Origin of the sequence: Nonomuraea sp. NPDC003709, from assembly GCF_040610775.1 — a bacterium.
GTDB classification, from domain to species: Bacteria; Actinomycetota; Actinomycetes; order Streptosporangiales; family Streptosporangiaceae; genus Nonomuraea; species Nonomuraea angiospora_A.
The window spans coordinates 99537-117912 of sequence record NZ_JBEXMW010000016.1 but is presented as its reverse complement, the minus strand read 5'-3'; the positions used below and the strand labels follow the sequence as shown (position 1 = coordinate 117912).

21 protein-coding genes and 1 pseudogene are annotated in these 18376 nt (G+C 67.7%); 15 read left to right on the top strand and 7 right to left on the bottom strand.

From position 1 onward, the window contains the following. Positions 1-941 precede the first annotated feature (941 nt). A complete protein-coding gene (locus ABZX61_RS39665; RefSeq protein ID WP_355201623.1) occupies positions 942-1385 on the bottom strand; it encodes a GNAT family N-acetyltransferase in 444 nt (147 codons plus the stop codon). 1200 nt (positions 1386-2585) lie between these two features. Between ABZX61_RS39665 and ABZX61_RS39660 the strand changes: the two genes are divergently transcribed. From ABZX61_RS39660 to ABZX61_RS39635, 6 genes and pseudogenes are all read left to right on the top strand, one after another. Continuing rightward, entirely contained in the window at positions 2586-3302 is a 717-nt protein-coding gene (locus tag ABZX61_RS39660) for a GntR family transcriptional regulator (protein ID WP_350724688.1), read from the top strand. A 685-nt stretch (positions 3303-3987) separates the two neighbouring features. Further along, a complete protein-coding gene (locus tag ABZX61_RS39655) occupies positions 3988-4161 on the top strand; it encodes a hypothetical protein (RefSeq protein ID WP_355201621.1) in 174 nt (57 codons plus the stop codon). A 94-nt stretch (positions 4162-4255) separates the two neighbouring features. Next, positions 4256-4447, top strand: a complete 192-nt coding sequence (locus ABZX61_RS39650) for a hypothetical protein (protein WP_355201619.1) — start codon at positions 4256-4258, stop codon at positions 4445-4447. A gap of 99 nt (positions 4448-4546) precedes the next feature. Next, entirely contained in the window at positions 4547-5203 is a 657-nt protein-coding gene (radC, locus tag ABZX61_RS39645) for a DNA repair protein RadC (RefSeq protein WP_350724684.1), read from the top strand. A gap of 415 nt (positions 5204-5618) precedes the next feature. After that, positions 5619-5723, top strand: a pseudogene (locus tag ABZX61_RS39640) (hypothetical protein); the annotation flags it as partial. A 282-nt stretch (positions 5724-6005) separates the two neighbouring features. Next, entirely contained in the window at positions 6006-6338 is a 333-nt protein-coding gene (locus ABZX61_RS39635; protein WP_355201617.1) for a hypothetical protein, read from the top strand. Positions 6339-6438: 100 nt separating this feature from the next. Here ABZX61_RS39635 and ABZX61_RS39630 read toward each other — a convergent pair whose 3' ends face one another. Beyond that, positions 6439-6738 (bottom strand): hypothetical protein, encoded by a 300-nt coding sequence (locus ABZX61_RS39630; RefSeq protein ID WP_350724682.1) that lies wholly within the window; start codon positions 6736-6738, stop codon positions 6439-6441. Positions 6739-6848: 110 nt separating this feature from the next. Here ABZX61_RS39630 and ABZX61_RS39625 point away from each other — a divergent pair, with 110 nt between their 5' ends. From ABZX61_RS39625 to ABZX61_RS39610, 4 genes are all read left to right on the top strand, one after another. Beyond that, positions 6849-7325 carry a GntR family transcriptional regulator gene (locus ABZX61_RS39625; protein WP_355201614.1) on the top strand — a complete coding sequence of 159 codons (477 nt, stop codon included), beginning with the start codon at positions 6849-6851 and terminating at the stop codon, positions 7323-7325. Positions 7326-7366: 41 nt separating this feature from the next. After that, the gene (locus ABZX61_RS39620) at positions 7367-7858 is read left to right on the top strand and encodes a GntR family transcriptional regulator (RefSeq protein ID WP_355201612.1); all 492 of its coding nucleotides are present in this window, start codon (positions 7367-7369) and stop codon (positions 7856-7858) included. A 758-nt stretch (positions 7859-8616) separates the two neighbouring features. Beyond that, complete coding sequence (locus tag ABZX61_RS39615) at positions 8617-9105, top strand: GntR family transcriptional regulator (protein ID WP_350724676.1); 489 nt, start codon at positions 8617-8619, stop codon at positions 9103-9105. Between the two features lie 39 nt (positions 9106-9144). Beyond that, positions 9145-9615, top strand: a complete 471-nt coding sequence (locus ABZX61_RS39610; protein WP_350724674.1) for a GntR family transcriptional regulator — start codon at positions 9145-9147, stop codon at positions 9613-9615. Here the strand turns inward: ABZX61_RS39610 and ABZX61_RS39605 are convergent. Genes ABZX61_RS39605 through ABZX61_RS39595 form a run of 3 tightly spaced genes read right to left on the bottom strand, consistent with a single transcriptional unit; the run spans position 9579 to position 12010 of the window. After that, positions 9579-10007, bottom strand: a complete 429-nt coding sequence (locus ABZX61_RS39605; protein ID WP_355201610.1) for an ASCH domain-containing protein — start codon at positions 10005-10007, stop codon at positions 9579-9581. The two genes, ABZX61_RS39610 and ABZX61_RS39605, sit on opposite strands and share 37 nt — an antisense overlap. 10 nt (positions 10008-10017) lie before the next feature. Continuing rightward, complete coding sequence (locus tag ABZX61_RS39600; protein WP_350724671.1) at positions 10018-11040, bottom strand: hypothetical protein; 1023 nt, start codon at positions 11038-11040, stop codon at positions 10018-10020. 46 nt (positions 11041-11086) lie between these two features. Next, positions 11087-12010, bottom strand: coding sequence for a DMT family transporter (locus tag ABZX61_RS39595; RefSeq protein WP_355201608.1), 924 nt, complete (start codon positions 12008-12010; stop codon positions 11087-11089). Between ABZX61_RS39595 and ABZX61_RS39590 the strand changes: the two genes are divergently transcribed. From ABZX61_RS39590 to ABZX61_RS39570, 5 genes are all read left to right on the top strand, one after another. Then, a complete protein-coding gene (locus ABZX61_RS39590; RefSeq protein ID WP_355201606.1) occupies positions 12009-13415 on the top strand; it encodes a PLP-dependent aminotransferase family protein in 1407 nt (468 codons plus the stop codon). The two genes, ABZX61_RS39595 and ABZX61_RS39590, sit on opposite strands and share 2 nt — an antisense overlap. A gap of 118 nt (positions 13416-13533) precedes the next feature. Then, complete coding sequence (locus ABZX61_RS39585) at positions 13534-14142, top strand: GNAT family N-acetyltransferase (RefSeq protein WP_192790985.1); 609 nt, start codon at positions 13534-13536, stop codon at positions 14140-14142. 16 nt (positions 14143-14158) lie between these two features. Then, entirely contained in the window at positions 14159-15034 is an 876-nt protein-coding gene (locus ABZX61_RS39580; RefSeq protein ID WP_355201604.1) for a 1,4-dihydroxy-2-naphthoate polyprenyltransferase, read from the top strand. A gap of 10 nt (positions 15035-15044) precedes the next feature. Further along, positions 15045-16052 (top strand): adenosine deaminase, encoded by a 1008-nt coding sequence (locus ABZX61_RS39575; protein ID WP_350724663.1) that lies wholly within the window; start codon positions 15045-15047, stop codon positions 16050-16052. Between the two features lie 91 nt (positions 16053-16143). Continuing rightward, on the top strand, positions 16144-16947 hold the full coding sequence (locus tag ABZX61_RS39570) for an AAC(3) family N-acetyltransferase (protein ID WP_355201602.1): 804 nt from the start codon (positions 16144-16146) through the stop codon (positions 16945-16947). 5 nt (positions 16948-16952) lie between these two features. Here the strand turns inward: ABZX61_RS39570 and ABZX61_RS39565 are convergent, their stop codons facing one another. Together ABZX61_RS39565 and dapB are read right to left on the bottom strand one after the other, a co-directional pair. Next, on the bottom strand, positions 16953-17426 hold the full coding sequence (locus ABZX61_RS39565) for a GNAT family N-acetyltransferase (RefSeq protein ID WP_355201601.1): 474 nt from the start codon (positions 17424-17426) through the stop codon (positions 16953-16955). A 173-nt stretch (positions 17427-17599) separates the two neighbouring features. After that, on the bottom strand, positions 17600-18337 hold the full coding sequence (dapB, locus tag ABZX61_RS39560) for a 4-hydroxy-tetrahydrodipicolinate reductase (RefSeq protein ID WP_350724657.1): 738 nt from the start codon (positions 18335-18337) through the stop codon (positions 17600-17602). Between the last annotated feature and the right edge of the window lie 39 nt (positions 18338-18376).

Below are 18376 nucleotides of genomic sequence, written 5' to 3'. Positions count from 1 at the left end.
TGTCCCCTTTCGCGGGCATCTCAGAGGCTTCCCTGACGACGACAACCATCTCACCTGACATCGGAACCCGTCCACTGGTCGTCAAGTCACAGCGACGCACCCAGCAGGCCACGCTCCACACACACCTGCCCACCACCCCCGCCAGGCGGGGCACCATGCCTGCCCACCGTGCCCGCCAGGCGGGGCACCATGCCTGGCGGGCACGCCCGTCTGGCGGCCAGGCGGAGCGCCGGACCTGGCCGCAGTATCCAAAGCACCTGTCAGGCCGCAAAGAGCGCTATGTCTGACCGTCGCCGCCGAAATCAGTACGGCTTACCGGATCTTCCCTCTGCAACCGAAACACCCATCGGGCCGCATAGCGTGCCGATCCCACCGCCACAGCCGACAGCAGCGGCGGCTACTCGATCTTCCCGCGGCAGCCGAAACGCCCGTCGGATCGCATAGTGCGCCGCATCCGGTTGCGTCCACGAGAGCGGTGTACGAGTTTGGCCTGGTCATGGGCGTGGCGTCGTAGAAGAGCGACGGCTACCCGACCTCCCCAGCGCGGCCAAGGCGCCCGTCAGGCCGTATAGCGTTCCGCATCCCGCCGCCGCAGCCGACAGCAGCACCGGGTACTCGACCTTCCCACCGCGGCCAGAGCACCTGTCAGGCCGCATAGCGTGCCGCATCCGACGGCCGAAGCCACACCAGGCCGCGGCGGGCAGGTGAATGTTGGGTCCGCAGTACCCAGCTGGCTGAGCGGCCGCCGGCTTCGGTGATCCCGACGCGTATCCCCGTCCGCCCACGACCCTCGTCCGAAGGGAAGCCGCCGATGGAAGTTGCGAGCGACTTTCCTGCCCTGGCGGCCACCTCAGAGGAGTGCGGCGCCCGTTACGCTCGCCCAGCTTCCAAAGGTGAGCCCGGCTGCGCTCGGTTGCCCCGGTCATGTTGCAAGGCTTCTACTAGGGCAGTTCGATCTGGTATCTGATGAAACCTCGGTTCTCAGCCACCTTGTCGTACAAGCGGCGTGCTGTCGCGTTGGACTCATGCGTGTTCCAGTACACGCGGGAGCAGCCGCGCTCCCGGGCCCAAGCGGTCACAGCCTCGATCAGCGCGCGAGCCACGCCTCTACCTCGGGCTTCTGGAGCGGTGAACAGGTCCTGCAGGTAGCAGACGTCGGTGTCAGGCGCCGAGGTGTTCGCGTGGGTGAAGAAGTGCGTGATGCCGACGAGCCTGCCGTCCAGCCTCGCGCCGAAGGCGTGCAGATGGGTGTCCGCCTGGAACTCCTGCCATGCGCGGTTGTACATCTTGTCCGGTTCGGCACGCTGATAGAAGTCGATGTACGCGCGGAACAAGTCCTCCCAGACATCCCGGTCGGATGGAAGGAGCTTGCCTATGTCGATCATGAAGCTTCCTCATGCTTGGACATCTCCGAGGAGCACAGGCCTGCTGTGGCTTGGCGCGGCAGTGCGGGATATGTCCTGGAGAGTGATTGATGTCGGAGTCAGTGCCACCAACTTAGGGAAAAGTGGCCCAGTGAGGTACGGCCACTCGGCGGTGATATCAGAAGACCACTTGCGCCTGATGGCCGGTCGCCACGCGCACTGACGTGGATGGCAATGCGCGGTACAACAGTGCGCCCCATCGCACCGCAGCGAACAGCAGTGCATCCGTCGCGCGCCTCGAATGGCAGCGCACCCATCGCACGCGGCCGGTCGAAAACTGCAGTCCACTGCACGGCTCGAACGGCAAGGCGCCTGTTGCACGCCTGCAAGGTGAAGGGTCAGTGCACGTCCCGAACGGCGACGCATCCACCCGCTCTCAAAGACCACGCCGCTATCAGGCCTCTGTAAAGCATCGTGGCCGGCCAGGCCGCCTCAACCAGGCAACGCGGCCATCCCGCCTCCAAAGCTCACGTTGACCGCAAGCCTCGCACGGCAGCGCGCCGATCAGGCTCCACCTCACTAGCAAGGCTGCCGTGAGAGCCGTCGCGGCCACCGCGGACCTCGACAGCCCGTCCATCGCATGCCTCACAAGAGAGCCTTCCAGCCGACTCAGCCGCCGACCAGCCAGGCCGTTTCACGCACGCAGCGCAGCCACCGCAGCTCCAAGGCCGCATCCACCGCCGGACTCGACCGACTGCGTACCCGAGCGACAGCGCAAGCCCCGCTCGTTGCGAAATCCCACGTCCATCACGGGCCTCACGAGGTAACGTGCGACCAGGAGTCTCACTGATCAGGACCGCTCAAGGGCCAGCGCACTCACCGGACTTCCGAGGTCTGTGCCCATCGCAGACGCCGGACGGTGCGGATGCGTCCAAGGGACCGGGCCAGCAGCTGCGTTCGGCCAGGTCAAACCACTGGTCAGGGCGCTGCTGCAGCCCCAAGTACGCGAATTGGAAGAGGTCGCCGATATGTGCTCGGGGGTACACACATCGACGACCTCTATCGGAGAATCGGCCCCTCTTACACCGGCGTTACAGGGTTTCTCCGATAATTTTCTGCCATCGCAAAGTTGGGGCTCCAACGACCATCGATGACGGTCGGTTACCTGCCGAATACGGCAACATGGGGCAACGCCTCACACGAACCCCCAGGGATGGACTAGTGGCCACCTCAGATCCGGTCTACCTGCGTGTCGTCGAAGACATTCGGCGGCAGATCACCGACGGCACCCTTCCCCCCGGCGCGCCGATCCCATCACGAGCGCAGCTGACCCGTAAATATCAGGTCGGAGAGACCGCCGCCCGGCACGCGCTACGCGTGCTCGCGGGTGAAGGCCTCATCATCGGCCGCGTGGGCTCGGGCCATTACGTCAGAGAACGCCCCGACCTCACCCCGCTCTACCGATGGCGCTTTCTCGATCACCCCGCCCCGTTCGCGGCCGATCTGCAGTCACAGGGCAGACGCGTGACATGGGACTGGCACAGCGAACCAACCGAAGCGGGGCCCGACATCGCCAAACGCCTGCGCCTCAGCGAGTCGACCACGCTGACCAGAACTCACTACATCTTTCGCGGCGAGGGCAAACCGCTGCAGCTCGCGACGTCGTACGAGCCGCTGGAGTTCACCCCCCACTCCGAGGAGGAGCGGCGGAGCCTGGTCGCCAGGATGTACGCGCACGGCATAAAGATCACTGAAGTCGTCGAGAGCGTGCACACCCGGGTTCCGCGCCCCGCGGAGAGTGACGCGCTCGATCTGGCGGCTGGCGTCCACGTGCTGCACATCGAGCGCACCCACTGGGCAGGTGACCGTCCCGTCGAGACGAGCGACATCGTCGTTCCAGGCGACCGGTTCAGAGTCACGTACAGCATGCCCGTCTGAGCTCTCGGACGCGGGCGTCTCCGGGCGAAGCCCCTTCTCGCCCGGAGCCCCTCAGCCTGGGGATGGCGCGACCATCTCCTTTCGGACTGGCGGACCGGTTCCGATGGGGCGGTGAGCCTCCTCGAGGCTCGCCAGCGGGTCAAGCTGGCCCACAATCGGGCGCATCTGCCCTGATCTATGAATTCCGCGAGCACGGTGAGAGCGGGCGCACACGCTGGGTTCGTCGGCAGCTCGAACCTCATCCCGTCCGCAGACCTGGTCACGCTCCGGCCTCCGCGAGGGAGCAAGTGACGAAGGTACGCACCCAGCGAACCGCCGAAAGCGTTGAGGATCGCATCGAAGTCCTCGTCCGGCCCTGCCGCGAGCCGCATCGTCACTCAGGTAGGCGGCGCCGAGATCGCGGCGGCACTGCGCGTTTACGGCGCCGGCGGTGACCTTGGTGCCCGTGACCTGGCTGAGTTAGCGCGGAAGACTGCCCACACCGTCGCCGACGAGCAGCGGACCGCAGGCGTACGGCGCTGATGCGCCCACGGCAACGGTGGGCTGGGCGGCGCCGACCAGGATGAGACCAATCCATGGCGGAGGCCTCGCTGGGGTGACGGTGACGTAGCCGGGGCGGCGGTGCCCGCTGCTACGGGACGCGCTGGTCGATCTCATCGAGGAACGCGGGTTCGAACGCCCCACCGTGGGCGAGATCACCGAGCGAGCGATGGCGAGCCGTGTCGCTTTTTATCGGAATTATCGCGGTAAATACCACCTCGTGGAGCAAATCTTCGACGAGGCCATTGCGGCGCTGCTGGGCAGTACGGGCGATGACGGCGAGCGGCCCCTCGATCGAGCACTGGGCCGCGTTCTTTGAATATGTCGGCGAATATCCGCCTTTGTGCGGCGCATTATTCGGCAAAAAAGGCGGCCCGTGGTTCGCGGCGAAGAAGCGGTCCTCGCTCTCGAACATGGTCGCCCAGCACCTGGTCCCGCTCCCCACGTCGAGCGGCCTGGTCGCGACGCTGGCCGGCGGGATGTTCGTACAGGCGATCACGTGGTGGCCGGAGAACGGGCGGCCGATGTCACCGTACGAGATCGCCACGCAGGCGGGGCGGCTCGCCTCCACCTTGATCACCGAGGCCGACCGCGTGCTGGGCTGACACATTTTTCCCATCCGGGCGACGAACGCTGGATTCTCGGCAAAAGCGCAGGTCAGAGATTGTCGGTGCGCGCTGATACAACGGACGCGGAGGTTGCCGATGCGAGTCAAAGACCTGCCCAAGAGCGACCGGCCACGCGAACGGCTCATGTCCAGCGGCGCCGCCGCGCTGGCGGACCGCGAGCTGCTGGCCGTGCTGCTCGGCTCGGGGTTTCGCGGGTCGAGTGCCCTGGATCTCGCCAGCCAGGTGATCAAGCACTGCGGAGATCTCGATGGCCTCCGCCGTTCGGACCCGCATCGGTTACTCGCCGTGCCCGGAGTGGGCCCCGCCAAGGCCGCGCGAGTCGCCGCGGCCTTCCATCTCGTACGCCGTGCGGACGCGTGGCCGGAGCGCGAGCGGATCACCAGCACATCCGACCTCGCCAACCACTGCGCCCCGCTGCTCCGGGGCCGCAAGCAGGAGCGGCTCGTCCTGGTGGTGTGCGACACCCGTGGCAGGGTGCTGAAGCATTCGATCCTGACCGAAGGCGCGTCCGACCACACGGCGGTGCCGATCCGGGAGGTGATCACGGAGGTGCTCACCGCGAGCGGGGCCATGTTCGGCCTCGCCCACAACCACCCGGCCGGCTCCCTCGAACCGAGCCAATCCGACCTCGAGGCCACCGCCCAACTCATCCGAGCCGCCGAGACGGTGGGGCTACGGCTCCTCGACCACCTGATCATCACGGATGCCGCCTGGCGGCGAATCCCTACATAAATCAATTCCTCTAGGGACCATGAACCCACCGAACACCAAAGGGAATCATCCTGTGTATAGCGCCGAACTGCAGTTTTCCAAGGGACGGCCATGAGAATCTAATACCGCGGGTAGGCCGTTACGGACGTCAGCCGGCCATTACTCGCAGCGGCATGGTCCCTTGCCTCCGGAGGGCTCGGGACCATGCCCGACACTCGCACCGATCCCAGGCGAAGCCCGGCGCTCTTCGGCGGGCGTTCGGGCAGGCGCGTCGCCTGGGATCGCAAGGTGCGCCCCCGATGGCACCTGCGTTGTGCCATCACCTAGGGTGTCCGGTTCGCGCGCTCGGCGGCCAAAGCGCGAACCGGACACCTGTCCATCCTCTCCAGGCCCGCGGCAAGCGGTGAGAGCCCTATCCGCCGGGTGTGGCGTGACGGGCAAGGCCATCCCGTACGGCATTTACGACCTGACCTCCGGCAGCGGCCAGGTCGACGTCGGCGCTGATCACGACACCGCCGCGTCCACCATGGAGTCCATCCGCCACACCGCCGATGTCCTAGATGCCTGGCTGCGCGCTCACCCGACGTGCAGGTCGTCCGCCCGGGACAGCTCGGACGCCTACGCCGAAGCGATCCGCCGCACTGTCGGATGCCATCCAGGTCGCTGATCGGTGGCACCTGCGGCACAACTTCGGCGAGGCGGTTCTGAAAGAAGTCACCGCCCCAAGCGCCTGCTGCGGCCAAGACTGGACCGCCCCTGCAGAACGGGTAAGCACCTCTCTACCGCTACATTCACCCAAGGCCGCAGCGTCGAAGTCGACCGCTTGCCCATCTCCCCGCGCCGCTTTGCCCGGTTGCTGCTCATCCGGCCCGGCACCCTCAGCGAAGAGCACCGGAGCCTGCTGGACGGCCCCACCGTCGCCTGCCCGGAGATGATCGACCTGGCGGGACTCATCCGCAGTTTCGCCGACCTGCTCCGGCCACGCGAAGGCAATGCTGACCGTCTCGATGCGTGGATCCCCGCAGCCGACGCCACCCGTCTGCCTCACCTGCACGCCTTCATCCGCGGCCTTGACCAGGACCACGATGCCGTCACCTTGCCCTTTCACAACGGTGCGCCCGAGAGTGTGAACACCAAGACCAAGAGCATCATGTGACAGATGCACGGCCGTGGCGGGTTCGACCTTCTGCGCCACCGCTTCCTGCTGCAATGGATCACCCAACGCCACCACCGATTACGGGACAGAACCGTTGTTCTTACCGTCCCGTGCCGTCCAGCAGGCTGGTCCAGATAGCCAGCACGCTTGCCTGGGTGTTCCAGAGGCTTTCCTCGATCACCACCTTTTGACGAAAGCGACGAGTTCTGCGGATGAAGTACTGGCCGCCGCTCTGGCACAGCTCGTAGAACGTCGGCTTACAAGCGCACGTGTAATCCCGGACTCTCACACGTACGGCGCGCGGCGACGAGGGATACCACTTGATGACGGCGTGATCGGGCTGTGGGTCCGGCACGTGGACCGAAATCTGGCAGCAGGGCCAGTCGAGGGGCTTGGGCACGGGTGAACAGTACGTCTGGTCGTCTCCTCTTGTCTAGCGAGTAGGCACGCTCTGTCTATATAGACAGCACAATATGGGAGGTCTTGCACCTGTTGGTCTAAGTTGCAGGCGTGCTCGACTATGACGGGGACACCCACATCTACCTCCAGATCGCCGAGATCCTTCGGCGACGAGTCTCCGGGCTCGCGTCCGGACACCCGGTGCCGAGCGAGGCGGACATCCAGCAGGAGTTCGGCGTCGCCAGGACCACTGCCAGGCGGGCGGTGCACGTACTTCGCGAGGAAGGGCTCATCTACACCGTTCAGGGCGAAGGGACCTTTGTCGGCGGACCAGAGGAAGCGCCTCGTAAGCAGCGGAAAGTCCCTCTATACCAACAGATCGCGACGGACATCGCCGAGCAGATCAAGGAGGGACATTTCTTGCCTCGGCGCTCCATACCGGGTGAGTCGGCGCTGGTGGAGCAGTACGACGTGGCTCGGGAGACTGTGCGGCGCGCGATGGCGCTCCTGCGGGAGCAAGGGTGGATCTATACCGTTGCGCAGCGGGGCAGTTACGTGTCGCCGAAGGAGTCGTGGCCCCAGGGCTGACTGTGCTCGCCTGCTTGTATCCAGACGTCTACGCTGTGAGCATGCTCGACCGCGACGGGCCGGTCCCGATCTACGTACAGATTGCCGACGCGATCCAGGAGCAGATCGTCGGCGGGCGGTTGCGAGCCGGCGAGGCCGTGCCGAGTGAGGCAGCGTTGGAGGCGGGGTTCGGTGTCGCGCGATCGACCGCACGCAACGTGGTCCGGGAGCTGCGCGAGCGTCGTCTTGTCCACACCGTGCAAGGCGAAGGCACCTTTGTTGGGCCTATCGGTATTCCTCGGATAAGGGCGAAGAGGGCCCTCTATCTGGATATCGCTCATGATATCGCTGCGAAAATCAGGCGCGGTAAGCTCCGGCCGAACTGTTCGATAGCGAGTGATGCGACCTTGATGCTGCGGCATGGGGTTGCCAGGGTCACGGTCCGGAAGGCCATTGCGCATCTCAGGGAGCAGGGTTGGGTGTTCACTGTTCCTTATAGAGGGACTTATGTGAATGAGCCCGGAAAGTGGCCCTCGCACGAGAGCGTCCGATAGCCCCACTGCGCCTTGTGCCCCCCAGCGTCTGGTGCCCCCACAGGGCCTTGTGCCCTACTGCGCCTTGTGCCTCGCTGCGTCCTTGGGTAAGTGCGGCGCCTCACTGGGCGAGGGAGGTCGCCGGGGGCATGTTGCCGGCGTCATGGAGGAGGGGCGCCTTGTGACTGGACCCAGTGAGCGATGTCGGGGACGGGGGACGGGCTCATACGGCGGCGAGCGAGGGAACCGATCTCCGCTCATACGACAGTGGACGGGGGAAGGGATCTTCGTCGCGGCTGGCCCAGCGAGTCGCCGGGGGCGCGTTGCCGACGGAATGGAAGAGGGTCGCGCTGCGGCGGGCCCAGCGAGTCGCCGTGGATGCCCCGCGAGTCGCCGTGGATGCCCCGCGAGTCGCCGCAGCTGCCAGCAAGAGTGCTCATGTCCAGCAAGTGCCTGCGTCCGGTGAGTGCCTGCGTCCGGTGAGTGCCCACGTCCCGTGAGTGCCTACTGCCGGCGAATGCCCGGTGCCGGCGAGTCGCCACCCAGCTGAGTTGCTTCGATTTCGTGATGCGCGATCCGGAGTCGCCGGTTTTCTGTTGCTTGGTGGTAAGGCCGGGCGTGGCGATCGAGGAGGCATCGGCTGGAGTCACCGATAGTGCTTCCCGGATAGCCGTCGGTTCTCGCGTCATGCAGGGTCCGTATGTTTAGAGCACGTATCCACCCTTCCACCAGACGTTTTCCTTGTGCAGGTCTGTACGGTTTCGTCTACGATCCGTACCGTGTTAGATCGCGAAGGTCCCGTGCCTATCTACAAGCAGGTCGCTGACCTGGTCCGCGATCAGATCGAGCGGGGTGAGCTCAAAGCCGGCGATCCGGTGCCCAGCGAGGCGACGCTCGAGAAGGACTACGACATCGCGCGCACCACAGCCCGGCGGGTGGCTCGTGAACTGCGGGAGCAGGGGCTGGCGCACACCATTCAGGGTGAGGGGACGTTCGTCGGCCGGCCGGGGACGCCGCGCTCACCCAGGAAGGTGCCGCTGTATCAGCAGATCTCCACGGAGGTCTCCACGCGTATCGTCCAGGGCGAGCTCTCGCCGAACCGGGCTATTCCCGGCGAGAAAGTGATGATGCGGCAATACGGCGTAGCCAAGGTGACGGTGCGGCAGGCGGTCGCGCATCTCAGGGAGCAGGGATGGGTGTTCACCGTCCCTTATAGGGGCACTTTTGTGAATGAGCCGGAAAAGTGGCCCAGGAATAGGGATTCTTAATCCCCCTCCCATGTCAGGCCGCTTGTATATCATTGAGACGTGCTGGATCGCTCGGGGGACACGTACCTCTATCTTCAGATCAGCGAAGTCCTCAAGTCACGCATAACCGGCAAGCTCTCCCCAGGGGATCTCGTGATCAGCGAGGCGGGGATCCAGCGGGAGTTCCGGGTGGCCCGGACCACGGCGCGCCGGGCGATTCGGGTGCTGCGCAACCAAGGGCTGGTCCACACTCGCCAAGGCGAGGGCACATTCGTCAGCTCCCCCGGCGAAGGGGCCGAGCAGATTCCGCTCTACCAGCAGATCGCCGACGAAATCAGGAAACGCATCAAGGCCGGCGAGCTGGCCGCGCACCGGCCGCTGCCGCGCGAGGTGACGCTGGTGCGCCAGTACGGCGCCGCCCGCGAGACCGTACGGCGGGCCATAGCGCTGCTGCGGGAGCAGGGATGGGTGTTCACCGTCCCGCACCGCGGCAGTTACGTCGCGCCCGAGGAGCGCCGGCCGCCTTCCTGATCCACGACGCGAAACCACAGGCACACCACCATGGTCGAGTCGTCCACCTCATAGCCCTGGCTCTTCCAGTAGCGGCGGTGCCCCTCGCGCCAGTGCTCCACCGAGCGGAAGCCCTCGCCTTCGGCCTGGGCGAACTCCCAAGTGACCGCCGCGAACGGGGTCAGCTCCACCCGCGTCATCTCTATCTCGGCCACCCGCGCACCCGCGTCGTCCACGAGGACCAGGCGCTCGCCGACGTGCTCCACCTCCTCCCCCTCGGCGTGGTAGTCAAGGGGCAGCAGACCGGCCGTGGCCGTTTTCTCGCCCGCCAAAGTAAGGTCGGTCAACTGGGTACGGAACTCGCCGGGCGTGCCCAACTCCAGAACCCTGAGTCCGTCGATGCGTGGCCACATAGGACGCATGTTAGAAGACCGGGATGATGTCCTCCGGATCGATGAAGTCCACTTCTACGCCTTCCAGGTCCAGCTCGGGAATGGCGGGGAAGGCGATGCCCCAGCGTTCCACGATCGCGCGGATCCTGGCCATGGCCACGCGCCAGTTCTCCGCCTGTTCCTCGTAGGACAGCACGCCCAGGCCCGCCTGCCTGGCGTGGTCCATGAGAACGCGGTGGTTGGGCAGGAAGTACGGCGGCAACTCCCAGAAACCCCCGGGCGGCTCCCACAGAATCATGCTGAGGAACACGAAGCCCGCTCTGAGCTGGCGGGTGATGAGGGTGCGGGTCTCGTCGGTGAGCCCCGGCCATTCGTTCTCCAGAATGGTCATGCAGATTTGCAGATGGCGGGACTCGTCCCTGCCTATTCGCTGGAACATCTCGCTGAAGACCGGATGTTGCGTGCCCGACGACATTCCTCTGAACAGCGTCGAGGCGGCCATTTCCCCCATCATGAAGCTGGTGAAGAGGACCGGCAGCGAATATTTGCCGACGGCGGAGGTGTAGCCGGTCCAGTAGCGGCCGCCGTTGTGGTAGAGCCAGCCGATGTTGTTGTGGGCGGCCCTTTCGAGATCATCCGACGGGGTCCAGTCGAGCGGGCCGCCGGGCCACAGTTTGGCGATGGTGCGCTGGCAGCATTCCTCGTGGTTCATCTCGTCACGGGTGATCGAGAAGAAGCACTTCCTGACCGGGTCCTCTTCGTGCTTTTCGAAGGCCTGGATCGTGGCGCGGGCGAACACCGCCGGCCCCGAAGCGTCGAAGTTCGCCAGGACCGCGAACCAGTACATGATTCCCAGCCGCTGCTCCCGGGTGAAGTCGTCCGGGTCCAGGCCGTCCCAGGGCAGGTCGGCCGGGTTCCAGACCACGCGCTTGGACTTCTCGTAGATCGCAGCGAGCTTCTCGGTCTCTACCCGCCACTCCATGGGATAGATGTTGGGCTGCGGGATCTCCGGCGCGGGCCAGAAGCCGCCCTCTGGAATCGTGAGGTCCGCCATTGTTGTGACACCTCCTCTCCCATCCTGCGTGCAGGCGTCACGCCTTTCAAGTACGGGCGCGCTGGGTGACGGCCACGCACACGAGCACGGCCAGCGCGGTGGCCACCGTGGCCGGGCCGAACCGCTCCCCCATCAGGAACCAGGCCCAGAGCAGGGTGAGGAGGGGCTGGGTGAGCTGGGTCTGCCCGGCCCGGGCGATGCCGCCCCGCGCCAGACCCGCGTACCAGGGGATGAAGCCGAGGAACATCGAGATCAGGGACACGTACGCGAAGCCCGCTATCGCGTGGGGAGTCGGCGTGATGGGGGTGAGGAGGGCCAGCGCCACGGTCACGGGGACGGTGAGGGGGAGCGAGAGGACGAGGGTGTGGGAGATGACCTGCCAGCCCGGGGTCCGCCTGGACAGCCGCCCGCCCTCCGTGTAGCCGATCGCGGCCGACAGCAGCGCGCCCACCAGGAGCAGGTCGGGCCAGGTGGGCGTGCCCTGGTGCTGGGTGAGGGTGAAGGCCGTGATGGCCAGGGCGCCCGCCGCGCAGGCCACCCAGAAGAGCGGACGGGGGCGTTCCGCCGCCCTGACGACGGCGCAGGCGGCGGTGGCGGCCGAGAGGAGGGCTATCACGACGGCGGCGTGCGACGTGCTGGCGCCCAAGGCCAGGGCCAGGCCGCTGAAGACGGGGAAGCCGAAGACCACACCCAGCGAGATGAGCGCGTACGACGGCCAATCACGCTTTTGCGGAATTATCGGGATTTTTGCAAATTTAAGGCAAATCAGCGCGATAAATCCGGCTACGCCTGCGCGGCCGATCGCCACCAGCCACGGATGGAAGCCCTCCATGGCAAAAACGGTGGCGGGGAAGGAGCCGGAGAAAGCCAGAACGCCCAGGAAAGCCAGAGAGGTGCCCTGCGCGGCGCGATCCAGAACGGGAGGGAGTGCTACTCCATCGGGAGCAGTAGCGCTATTCTGTCTCTTCATGGACAACGATAGCAGTATCGCCCAGATCGCCGCGATACTGCGCGAAGAGGCCGGCCGGGCGGGACCCGGGGCGCGGCTGCCGTCCAGCCGGGAGATCATGCGGCGGCACAACGTCTCCCCTGTCACCGTGTCCAGGGCCATCGGGCAGCTGGCCGCCGAGGGCAGGGTGGTCGCGCGGCCCGGCAGCGGGGTGTTCGTGACCCCTCAGGTGGCCGCCGCGCAGGAGCCGGTCGATCTCTCGTGGCAGACCGTGGCGCTCGGGGACCGGGTGGTCGACGAGGAGCCCGTGGCGACGCTGCTGGGGGCGGCGGCCGAAGGGGTCGTACCCCTCACCGGCGGGTATCTGCCGGCGGGCCTGCGGCCGGACAGGCAGCTGGGGGCCGCGGCGGCGCGGGCGGTGCGCAGGCCGGACGCGTGGGCCATGCCGCCCCTGGCGGGGCTTCAGGAGCTGCGCAGGTGGTTCGCGAGGCAGACCGGGGGCGACGTGACCGCCGCCGACGCGCTGATCGTGAGCGGGGGGCAGGCGGCGCTCACCCATGCGTTCCGGGCGCTGGCGGCTCCGGGCACGCCGGTGCTGGTCGAGACGCCCACCTACCCGGGCGCGCTCGCGGCGGCCAGGGCGGCCGGGCTGCGGCCCACGGCCGTGCCCGTCGACCGGGACGGCGTACGTCCTGAGCTGCTGGCCGAGGCGTTCGCCGTCACGGGCGCGAGGGTCTTCTTCTGCCAGCCCACCCTGCAGAACCCGACGGGGGCCACCCTGCCGGTGGAGCGCAGGGAGCAGGTGTTGCAGGTGGCCAGGGCGGCGGGGGCGTTCGTGGTCGAGGACGACTTCGCGCGGTACCTGACCGAGCAGGCGCCGGCGTCCCTGGCCTCCATGGACCAGCACGGCACCGTCGTCCACGTGAGATCGCTGACGAAGATCCTGTCGCCGAGCATGCGGGTGGCGGCCGTGATCGCCAGGGGGCCGGCCGCGCGCCGGTTGCGGGCCAGCCAGCTCGTGGAGTCGTTCTTCGTGGCGCGGCCGCTGCAGGAGACGGCGCTGGAGTTCGTGGGGTCGCCGGCCTGGCAGCGGCATCTGGCGGCCGTGCACAGCGAGATCAGGACCAGGCGCGACGCCCTCGCGGCGGCGCTCGCCACCCACATGCCGCGGGCGGAGGTGCACCTGCTGCCCATCGGCGGGATGCACCTGTGGGTGCGCCTGCCCGCCGAGGTCGACGAGAACGCGCTGGTCGAGGCCGCCAGGCGGAACGGCGCGCTGGTGAGTCCGGGCAGGCTGTACTACCCGTCGGAGCCGCCGGGGCCAAGGATCCGGGTGACGCACATCGCCGCCGCCCATCTGACCGAGTTGCACGAGGGGGTGCGGCGACTCGCCGGGGCGTTGGCTGAGGTGACTCGAACCGGCTGAGGAAGCTCTGGGCGAGATCGGCGGCGAAGAGGGGTTCGCGTCGTCTCCAAGGGTCAAACACCGATACGGTGTAACTCGTGCCTTGTGGCATGGACGGCAGGCGAAGGAGCGGGCCGAGATGGCAGACGTAGGCGTCCGGGCGGCCCGGCGCGAGGATGTGCTCCAGGTTGCGAATTGTCAGATCCGCGCCTGGCGCTATGGCTATCGGGATTTCCTTCCCGAGGGGCCACTCGAGCAGATGACAGGCGCGGCGGCCGAGAAGATGTGGCTGCGCCAGTGGGACGAGGCGATCGTGGCCCCGCCCACCCCCAGGCACCGGGTGCTGGTGGCGGTGGAGACCATCCTCGACACCGAGGGCTTCCCCGCCCTGGGCGCGGGCGGCAGCGCCGCCCTGACCACCCCCCGGGGCGGCGAACGCGTGGTGGGGCTGGCCTCACACGCTCCCGCCGAGGACCCCGACCTGGATCCCACCGTGGTGGCCGAGATGCTGACGCTGCTGGTCGACCCCGATTTCGTACGCCGGGGCCACGGCAGCCGGCTGCTCAACGCGACCGTCGACTACCTGCGTGAGGACGGCTTCCGGCAGATCGTCACCTGGGTGTTCGCCGACAACTACGCGGTGCTGGGCTTCCTGGAGTCGGCCGGCTGGGGCGAGGACATGGCCGAACGCGTGCTCGACATGGGCCGTCCGATCCGGATGATCAGGCTCACGACGGACATCAGCTAGAGGACGAACGACAGACATGGCAACCCCTGGCCAGTGGATCGCGGGCGCCCGCCCGCGCACCCTCCCGAACGCCGTCGTGCCCGTCATGGTGGGCACGGGCGTGGCGATCGGCGAGGGCGGCTTCGTGTGGTGGAGGGCGGTCCTGGCGCTGTTCGTGGCGCTGTCGCTGCAGATCGGCGTCAACTACGCCAACGACTACAGCGACGGCGTCCGCGGCACCGACGACCAGCGGGTCGGCCCGATGCGGCTGGTGGGCTCGCGGGCGGCGAGCCCGCGTGACGTGCTGGTCGCCGCGCTGGGCTGCTTCGCGGTCGCGGCGGTGCTGGGGCTGATCCTGGTCGTCGTCACGCGGGCGTGGTGGATCCTGCTGGTGGGAGCGGCGTGCATCGCGGCCGCCTGGTTCTACACCGGCGGCAAGCGCCCGTACGGCTACCGCGGGCTCGGCGAGATAGCCGTGTTCGTGTTCTTCGGGATCGTCCCCGTGGTGGGCACGGCATATGTGCAGACCGAGTCGCTGAGCTGGCCGGCGTTCTTCGCCTCGATCCCGGTGGGGCTGCTCTCGTGCTCGATGCTCGTGGTCAACAACCTGCGCGACGTCGGTACGGACGGCCAGGCCGGCAAGCGCACGCTGGCCGTGGTGCTGGGGGCCGAGCGCACCCGGGCGCTCTATGTGGCCTGCCAGGTGGTGCCGTTCGTGGTGGCGCTGGCGATGGTCCCGGTGACGCCGTGGGCCGCGCTCGTGCTGCTGGCCGCGCCGCTGGCGATCCCCCCGATCAGGACCGTGCTGGGCAAGGCCGTCGGCCCCGCGCTGATCGCGGTGCTGCAGCAGACGGGCAAGCTGCAGCTGGCGTACGGGCTCCTGTTCGCCGTGGGGCTGGCGATCGTCTTCTAAGCTTGGGCGTGTGAAGGACTTCATCGCGGGACTGCCCAAGTGCGAGCTGCATCTGCATATCGAGGGCACACTGGAGCCCGAGCTCAAGTTCGAGCTGGCCGGGCGCAACGGCCTGGAGCTGCCGTACTCGTCCGTCGAGGAGATGCGGGCCGCCTACGCCTTCGACAGCCTGCCGTCCTTCCTCACGGTCTACTACGAGGGCATGCAGGTCCTGCGGACCGAGCCCGACTTCTACGACCTGGCCATGGCCTACCTGCGCAAGGCCGCCGAGCAGAACGTCCGCTACGCCGAGATCTTCTTCGACCCGCAGGCGCACACCTCGCGCGGCGTGCCGTTCGACGTGGTGATCCGCGGGCTGCGGCGGGCGCTGATGGACGCGGAGGCGCGTCTCGGGGTGCGGGCGCAGCTCATCATGTGCTTCCTGCGTGACTTCCAGGCCGAATACGCGATGGCGACGCTGCTGGAGTCGCTGCCGTACAAGGAGTGGATCGCGGGCGTGGGGCTCGACTCCGACGAGAAGGGCAACCCGCCGGTCAAGTTCGCGGCCGTGTACGAGCGCGCCAGGCAGGAGGGCTACCTCCTGACCATGCACTGCGACGTCGACCAGGAAAACTCGATCGAGCACATCCGCCAGGCCGTCGAGGACATCGGCGTCAACCGCATCGACCACGGCGTCAACATCCTGGAGGACCAGCGGCTCGTGGAGGTCGTCCTGGAGCGGGGCATGGGGCTGACCTGCTGCCCGATCTCCAACGGCTACGTCACCGACTCGATGAAGGCCGAGGGCATCCGCAAGCTGATGGACCTGGGCGTGCGCGTGACGATCAACTCCGACGATCCCGCCTATTTCGCGGGTTACGTGGGGGAAAACCTCGAGGCGCTGCAGGGCGCGCTCCAGCTCAACCGCGAGGAGCTGGCCCAGCTCGAACGGAACGCCTTCGAGATCACCTGGCTCCCCCGGCACCTCAAGGACGCCTACCTGGCCGAGGTGGACGCGTACGTCGCCGCGACCGGCTGACCCACAATTGGGGAAAGCAGGAAATGGTCACGGCGCACGAAAGTTAAGCTGACGCGGTGCCCGATCGGTGTGCTCCCCAAAAGGGAATGTCATGGTGAATTATGCCCGCATAAGTCGGGATTTCTCCGCTCTGGGCATCGAGCCGGGGCAGGTTGTGCTGCTGCATTCCTCACTCAGCAGCATCGGCCGGGTCGAGGGCGGGGAGCACACGGTGGTCGCGGCGCTCAGGGAGTCGCTGGGTCCGGACGGCACGCTCACAGTGCCCACCGGCACCTCGGCCAACTCCGACACCTCCCCGGTCTACCGCGCCGCCGTGGCCGGGATGACGACGGAGGAGATCGAGGCCTTCCGGTCGAGGATGCCCGCCTACGACCCCGGCTCCACCCCGTCCGTACGGATGGGCCGGATCCCCGAGTGCGTCCGCACCGCACCGGACGCCCGCCGCAGCGCGCATCCGCAGACGTCCTTCGCCGCCGTGGGCCCGCGGGCAGCGCACATCATCGGGGACCATGCCCGCGACTGCCTCCTGGGCGAGCGATCCCCGCTGGCCAGGCTCTACGAGGCCGGCGCCCTCGTCCTGCTGCTCGGCGTCGGCTACGACAGGTGCACCGCGTTCCACCTGGCCGAATACCGCTACCACCCGGCCCCGCCGCGCCGCAGCTACCGCGCCGTGGTGGACGACGGGGAGGGGCGGGCGTGGTGCGAGTTCGAGGACGTGCGGGTGGACGACAGCGACTTCGCGCGCCTGGGGACCGACTTCGAGCGGACCGTTGACGTACGGTGTGGGCCGGTCGGCGCGGCGCAGGCCCGGTTGTTCCCGCTGGCCGCCGCCGTCGACTACGCCGCCGCCTGGTTCGCCGCCAACCGCGCGCCGCACCCCTGGTGGCGCCCGTAGCCTGCCTAGTGGCGCATCACCACGCGGGGCGCGATCTCGATGCCCAGCTCCCGCTCGTGCTCCACCAGCGCGCGCAGCTCCGGGCCCCACTCCTCCTCGGGCAGCACCGAGAAGCCGTGCCGCGTGTACCACGGCGCATTCCAGGGCACGTCGCGGTAGGTCGTCAGCGTCACTGCAGGCGCCCCGGCGGCCCGCGCGTGGTCGAGCACCGCCGCGACCAGCCGCCCGCCGATGCCCTGGCGCATGTGACCGGGATCCACGGCCAGCTGCTCCAGGTGCAGGTTGCCGTCCACCCACCCGATCAGCGCGAACCCCGTGGGAGGCGTCCCCTCGACCAGGACCCTGAGGGGGTCGTCCACCTCTTCGATCATGGTGGTGCCGGGCGGGAAAACGATGTCGACCTGCTCGAAGAGCTTGTCCGCCGCCAGCTCGATCGCGGTCAGTCCGGGGAGCTCACCCGCTTCGGCCCATCGCACCATGCCGACACGATCTCATGGTGGAGCCGGATCCCGCCGCTCATATTTTAATGTTGATGATCGTAAGGCCCGGCTGTGCGGAGCCGGAACCCTCTCCTCACGACGTGCCCGCGACCGTACGGTTGTGGGCACGTCGTGTGCGGCCCCTGCCGAGGTCGCTGCCGAGGCCAGGAAGGTCAGAGGTCGAGGAGCGGCTCGAGGCCCACGGTGAGGCCTGGGAGCTCGCGTACGCGGCGCACCCCGAGCAGCACGCCCGGCGTGAACGACGCCCTGGTCATCGAGTCGTGCCGGATCGTGAGGATCTCGCCCTCACCGCCCAGCAGCACCTCCTGGTGCGCGATGAGCCCGGACAGCCGCACGGAGTGCACGGGGACACCGCCGACGTCGGCCCCGCGGGCGCCGTCGAGCGCGGTGCTCGTGGCGTCGGGCATCTGGCCGAGCCCCGCCTTGGCGCGCGCCTCGGACACCAGCTCCGCCGTGCGGCGGGCCGTGCCGGACGGCGCGTCGGCCTTGTTGGGGTGGTGCAGCTCGACGATCTCGACCGACTCGAAGTAGCGGGCCGCCTGCTGGGCGAAGTGCATCATGAGCACGGCCGCGATGCCGAAGTTGGGCGCGATCAGGCAGTGGGTGCCCGGCGACTCGGCCAGCCAGCCGCGCACGGTCTCCAGCCGCCCCTCGTCGAACCCGGTCGTGCCCACCACCGGGTGGATGCCGTGCCGGATCGCCCATTCGAGGTTGCCCATGACGACATCGGGATGAGTGAAGTCGACCACCACCTCGGCGCCTTCGAGGCCCTCGATGGGGTCGTCCTTGTCGATCGCGGCCACCAGCTCCATGTCGGAGGCCGCCTCGACCGCCTTGCACACTTCGACGCCGACGCGCCCGCGGGCGCCCAGCACACCTACCCTGATCACAGGCCAACCCTATACCAGCGGGAAAACCCGCCCATGGGA

Excerpts from the sequence above, each read along its gene's own strand:
- radC (WP_350724684.1), top strand. The coding sequence starts at position 4,547 with ATGCGAGTCAAAGACCTGCCCAAGAGCGACCGGCCACGCGAACGGCTC.
- ABZX61_RS39665 (WP_355201623.1), bottom strand. The coding sequence starts at position 1,385 with ATGATCGACATAGGCAAGCTCCTTCCATCCGACCGGGATGTCTGGGAG.
- ABZX61_RS39580 (WP_355201604.1), top strand. The coding sequence starts at position 14,159 with ATGGCAACCCCTGGCCAGTGGATCGCGGGCGCCCGCCCGCGCACCCTC.
- ABZX61_RS39605 (WP_355201610.1), bottom strand. The coding sequence starts at position 10,007 with ATGTGGCCACGCATCGACGGACTCAGGGTTCTGGAGTTGGGCACGCCC.
- ABZX61_RS39595 (WP_355201608.1), bottom strand. The coding sequence starts at position 12,010 with ATGAAGAGACAGAATAGCGCTACTGCTCCCGATGGAGTAGCACTCCCT.
- ABZX61_RS39585 (WP_192790985.1), top strand. The coding sequence starts at position 13,534 with ATGGCAGACGTAGGCGTCCGGGCGGCCCGGCGCGAGGATGTGCTCCAG.
- ABZX61_RS39565 (WP_355201601.1), bottom strand. The coding sequence starts at position 17,426 with ATGGTGCGATGGGCCGAAGCGGGTGAGCTCCCCGGACTGACCGCGATC.
- ABZX61_RS39620 (WP_355201612.1), top strand. The coding sequence starts at position 7,367 with ATGCTCGACCGCGACGGGCCGGTCCCGATCTACGTACAGATTGCCGAC.
- ABZX61_RS39600 (WP_350724671.1), bottom strand. The coding sequence starts at position 11,040 with ATGGCGGACCTCACGATTCCAGAGGGCGGCTTCTGGCCCGCGCCGGAG.
- ABZX61_RS39650 (WP_355201619.1), top strand. The coding sequence starts at position 4,256 with ATGGTCGCCCAGCACCTGGTCCCGCTCCCCACGTCGAGCGGCCTGGTC.
- ABZX61_RS39570 (WP_355201602.1), top strand. The coding sequence starts at position 16,144 with ATGGTGAATTATGCCCGCATAAGTCGGGATTTCTCCGCTCTGGGCATC.
- ABZX61_RS39590 (WP_355201606.1), top strand. The coding sequence starts at position 12,009 with ATGGACAACGATAGCAGTATCGCCCAGATCGCCGCGATACTGCGCGAA.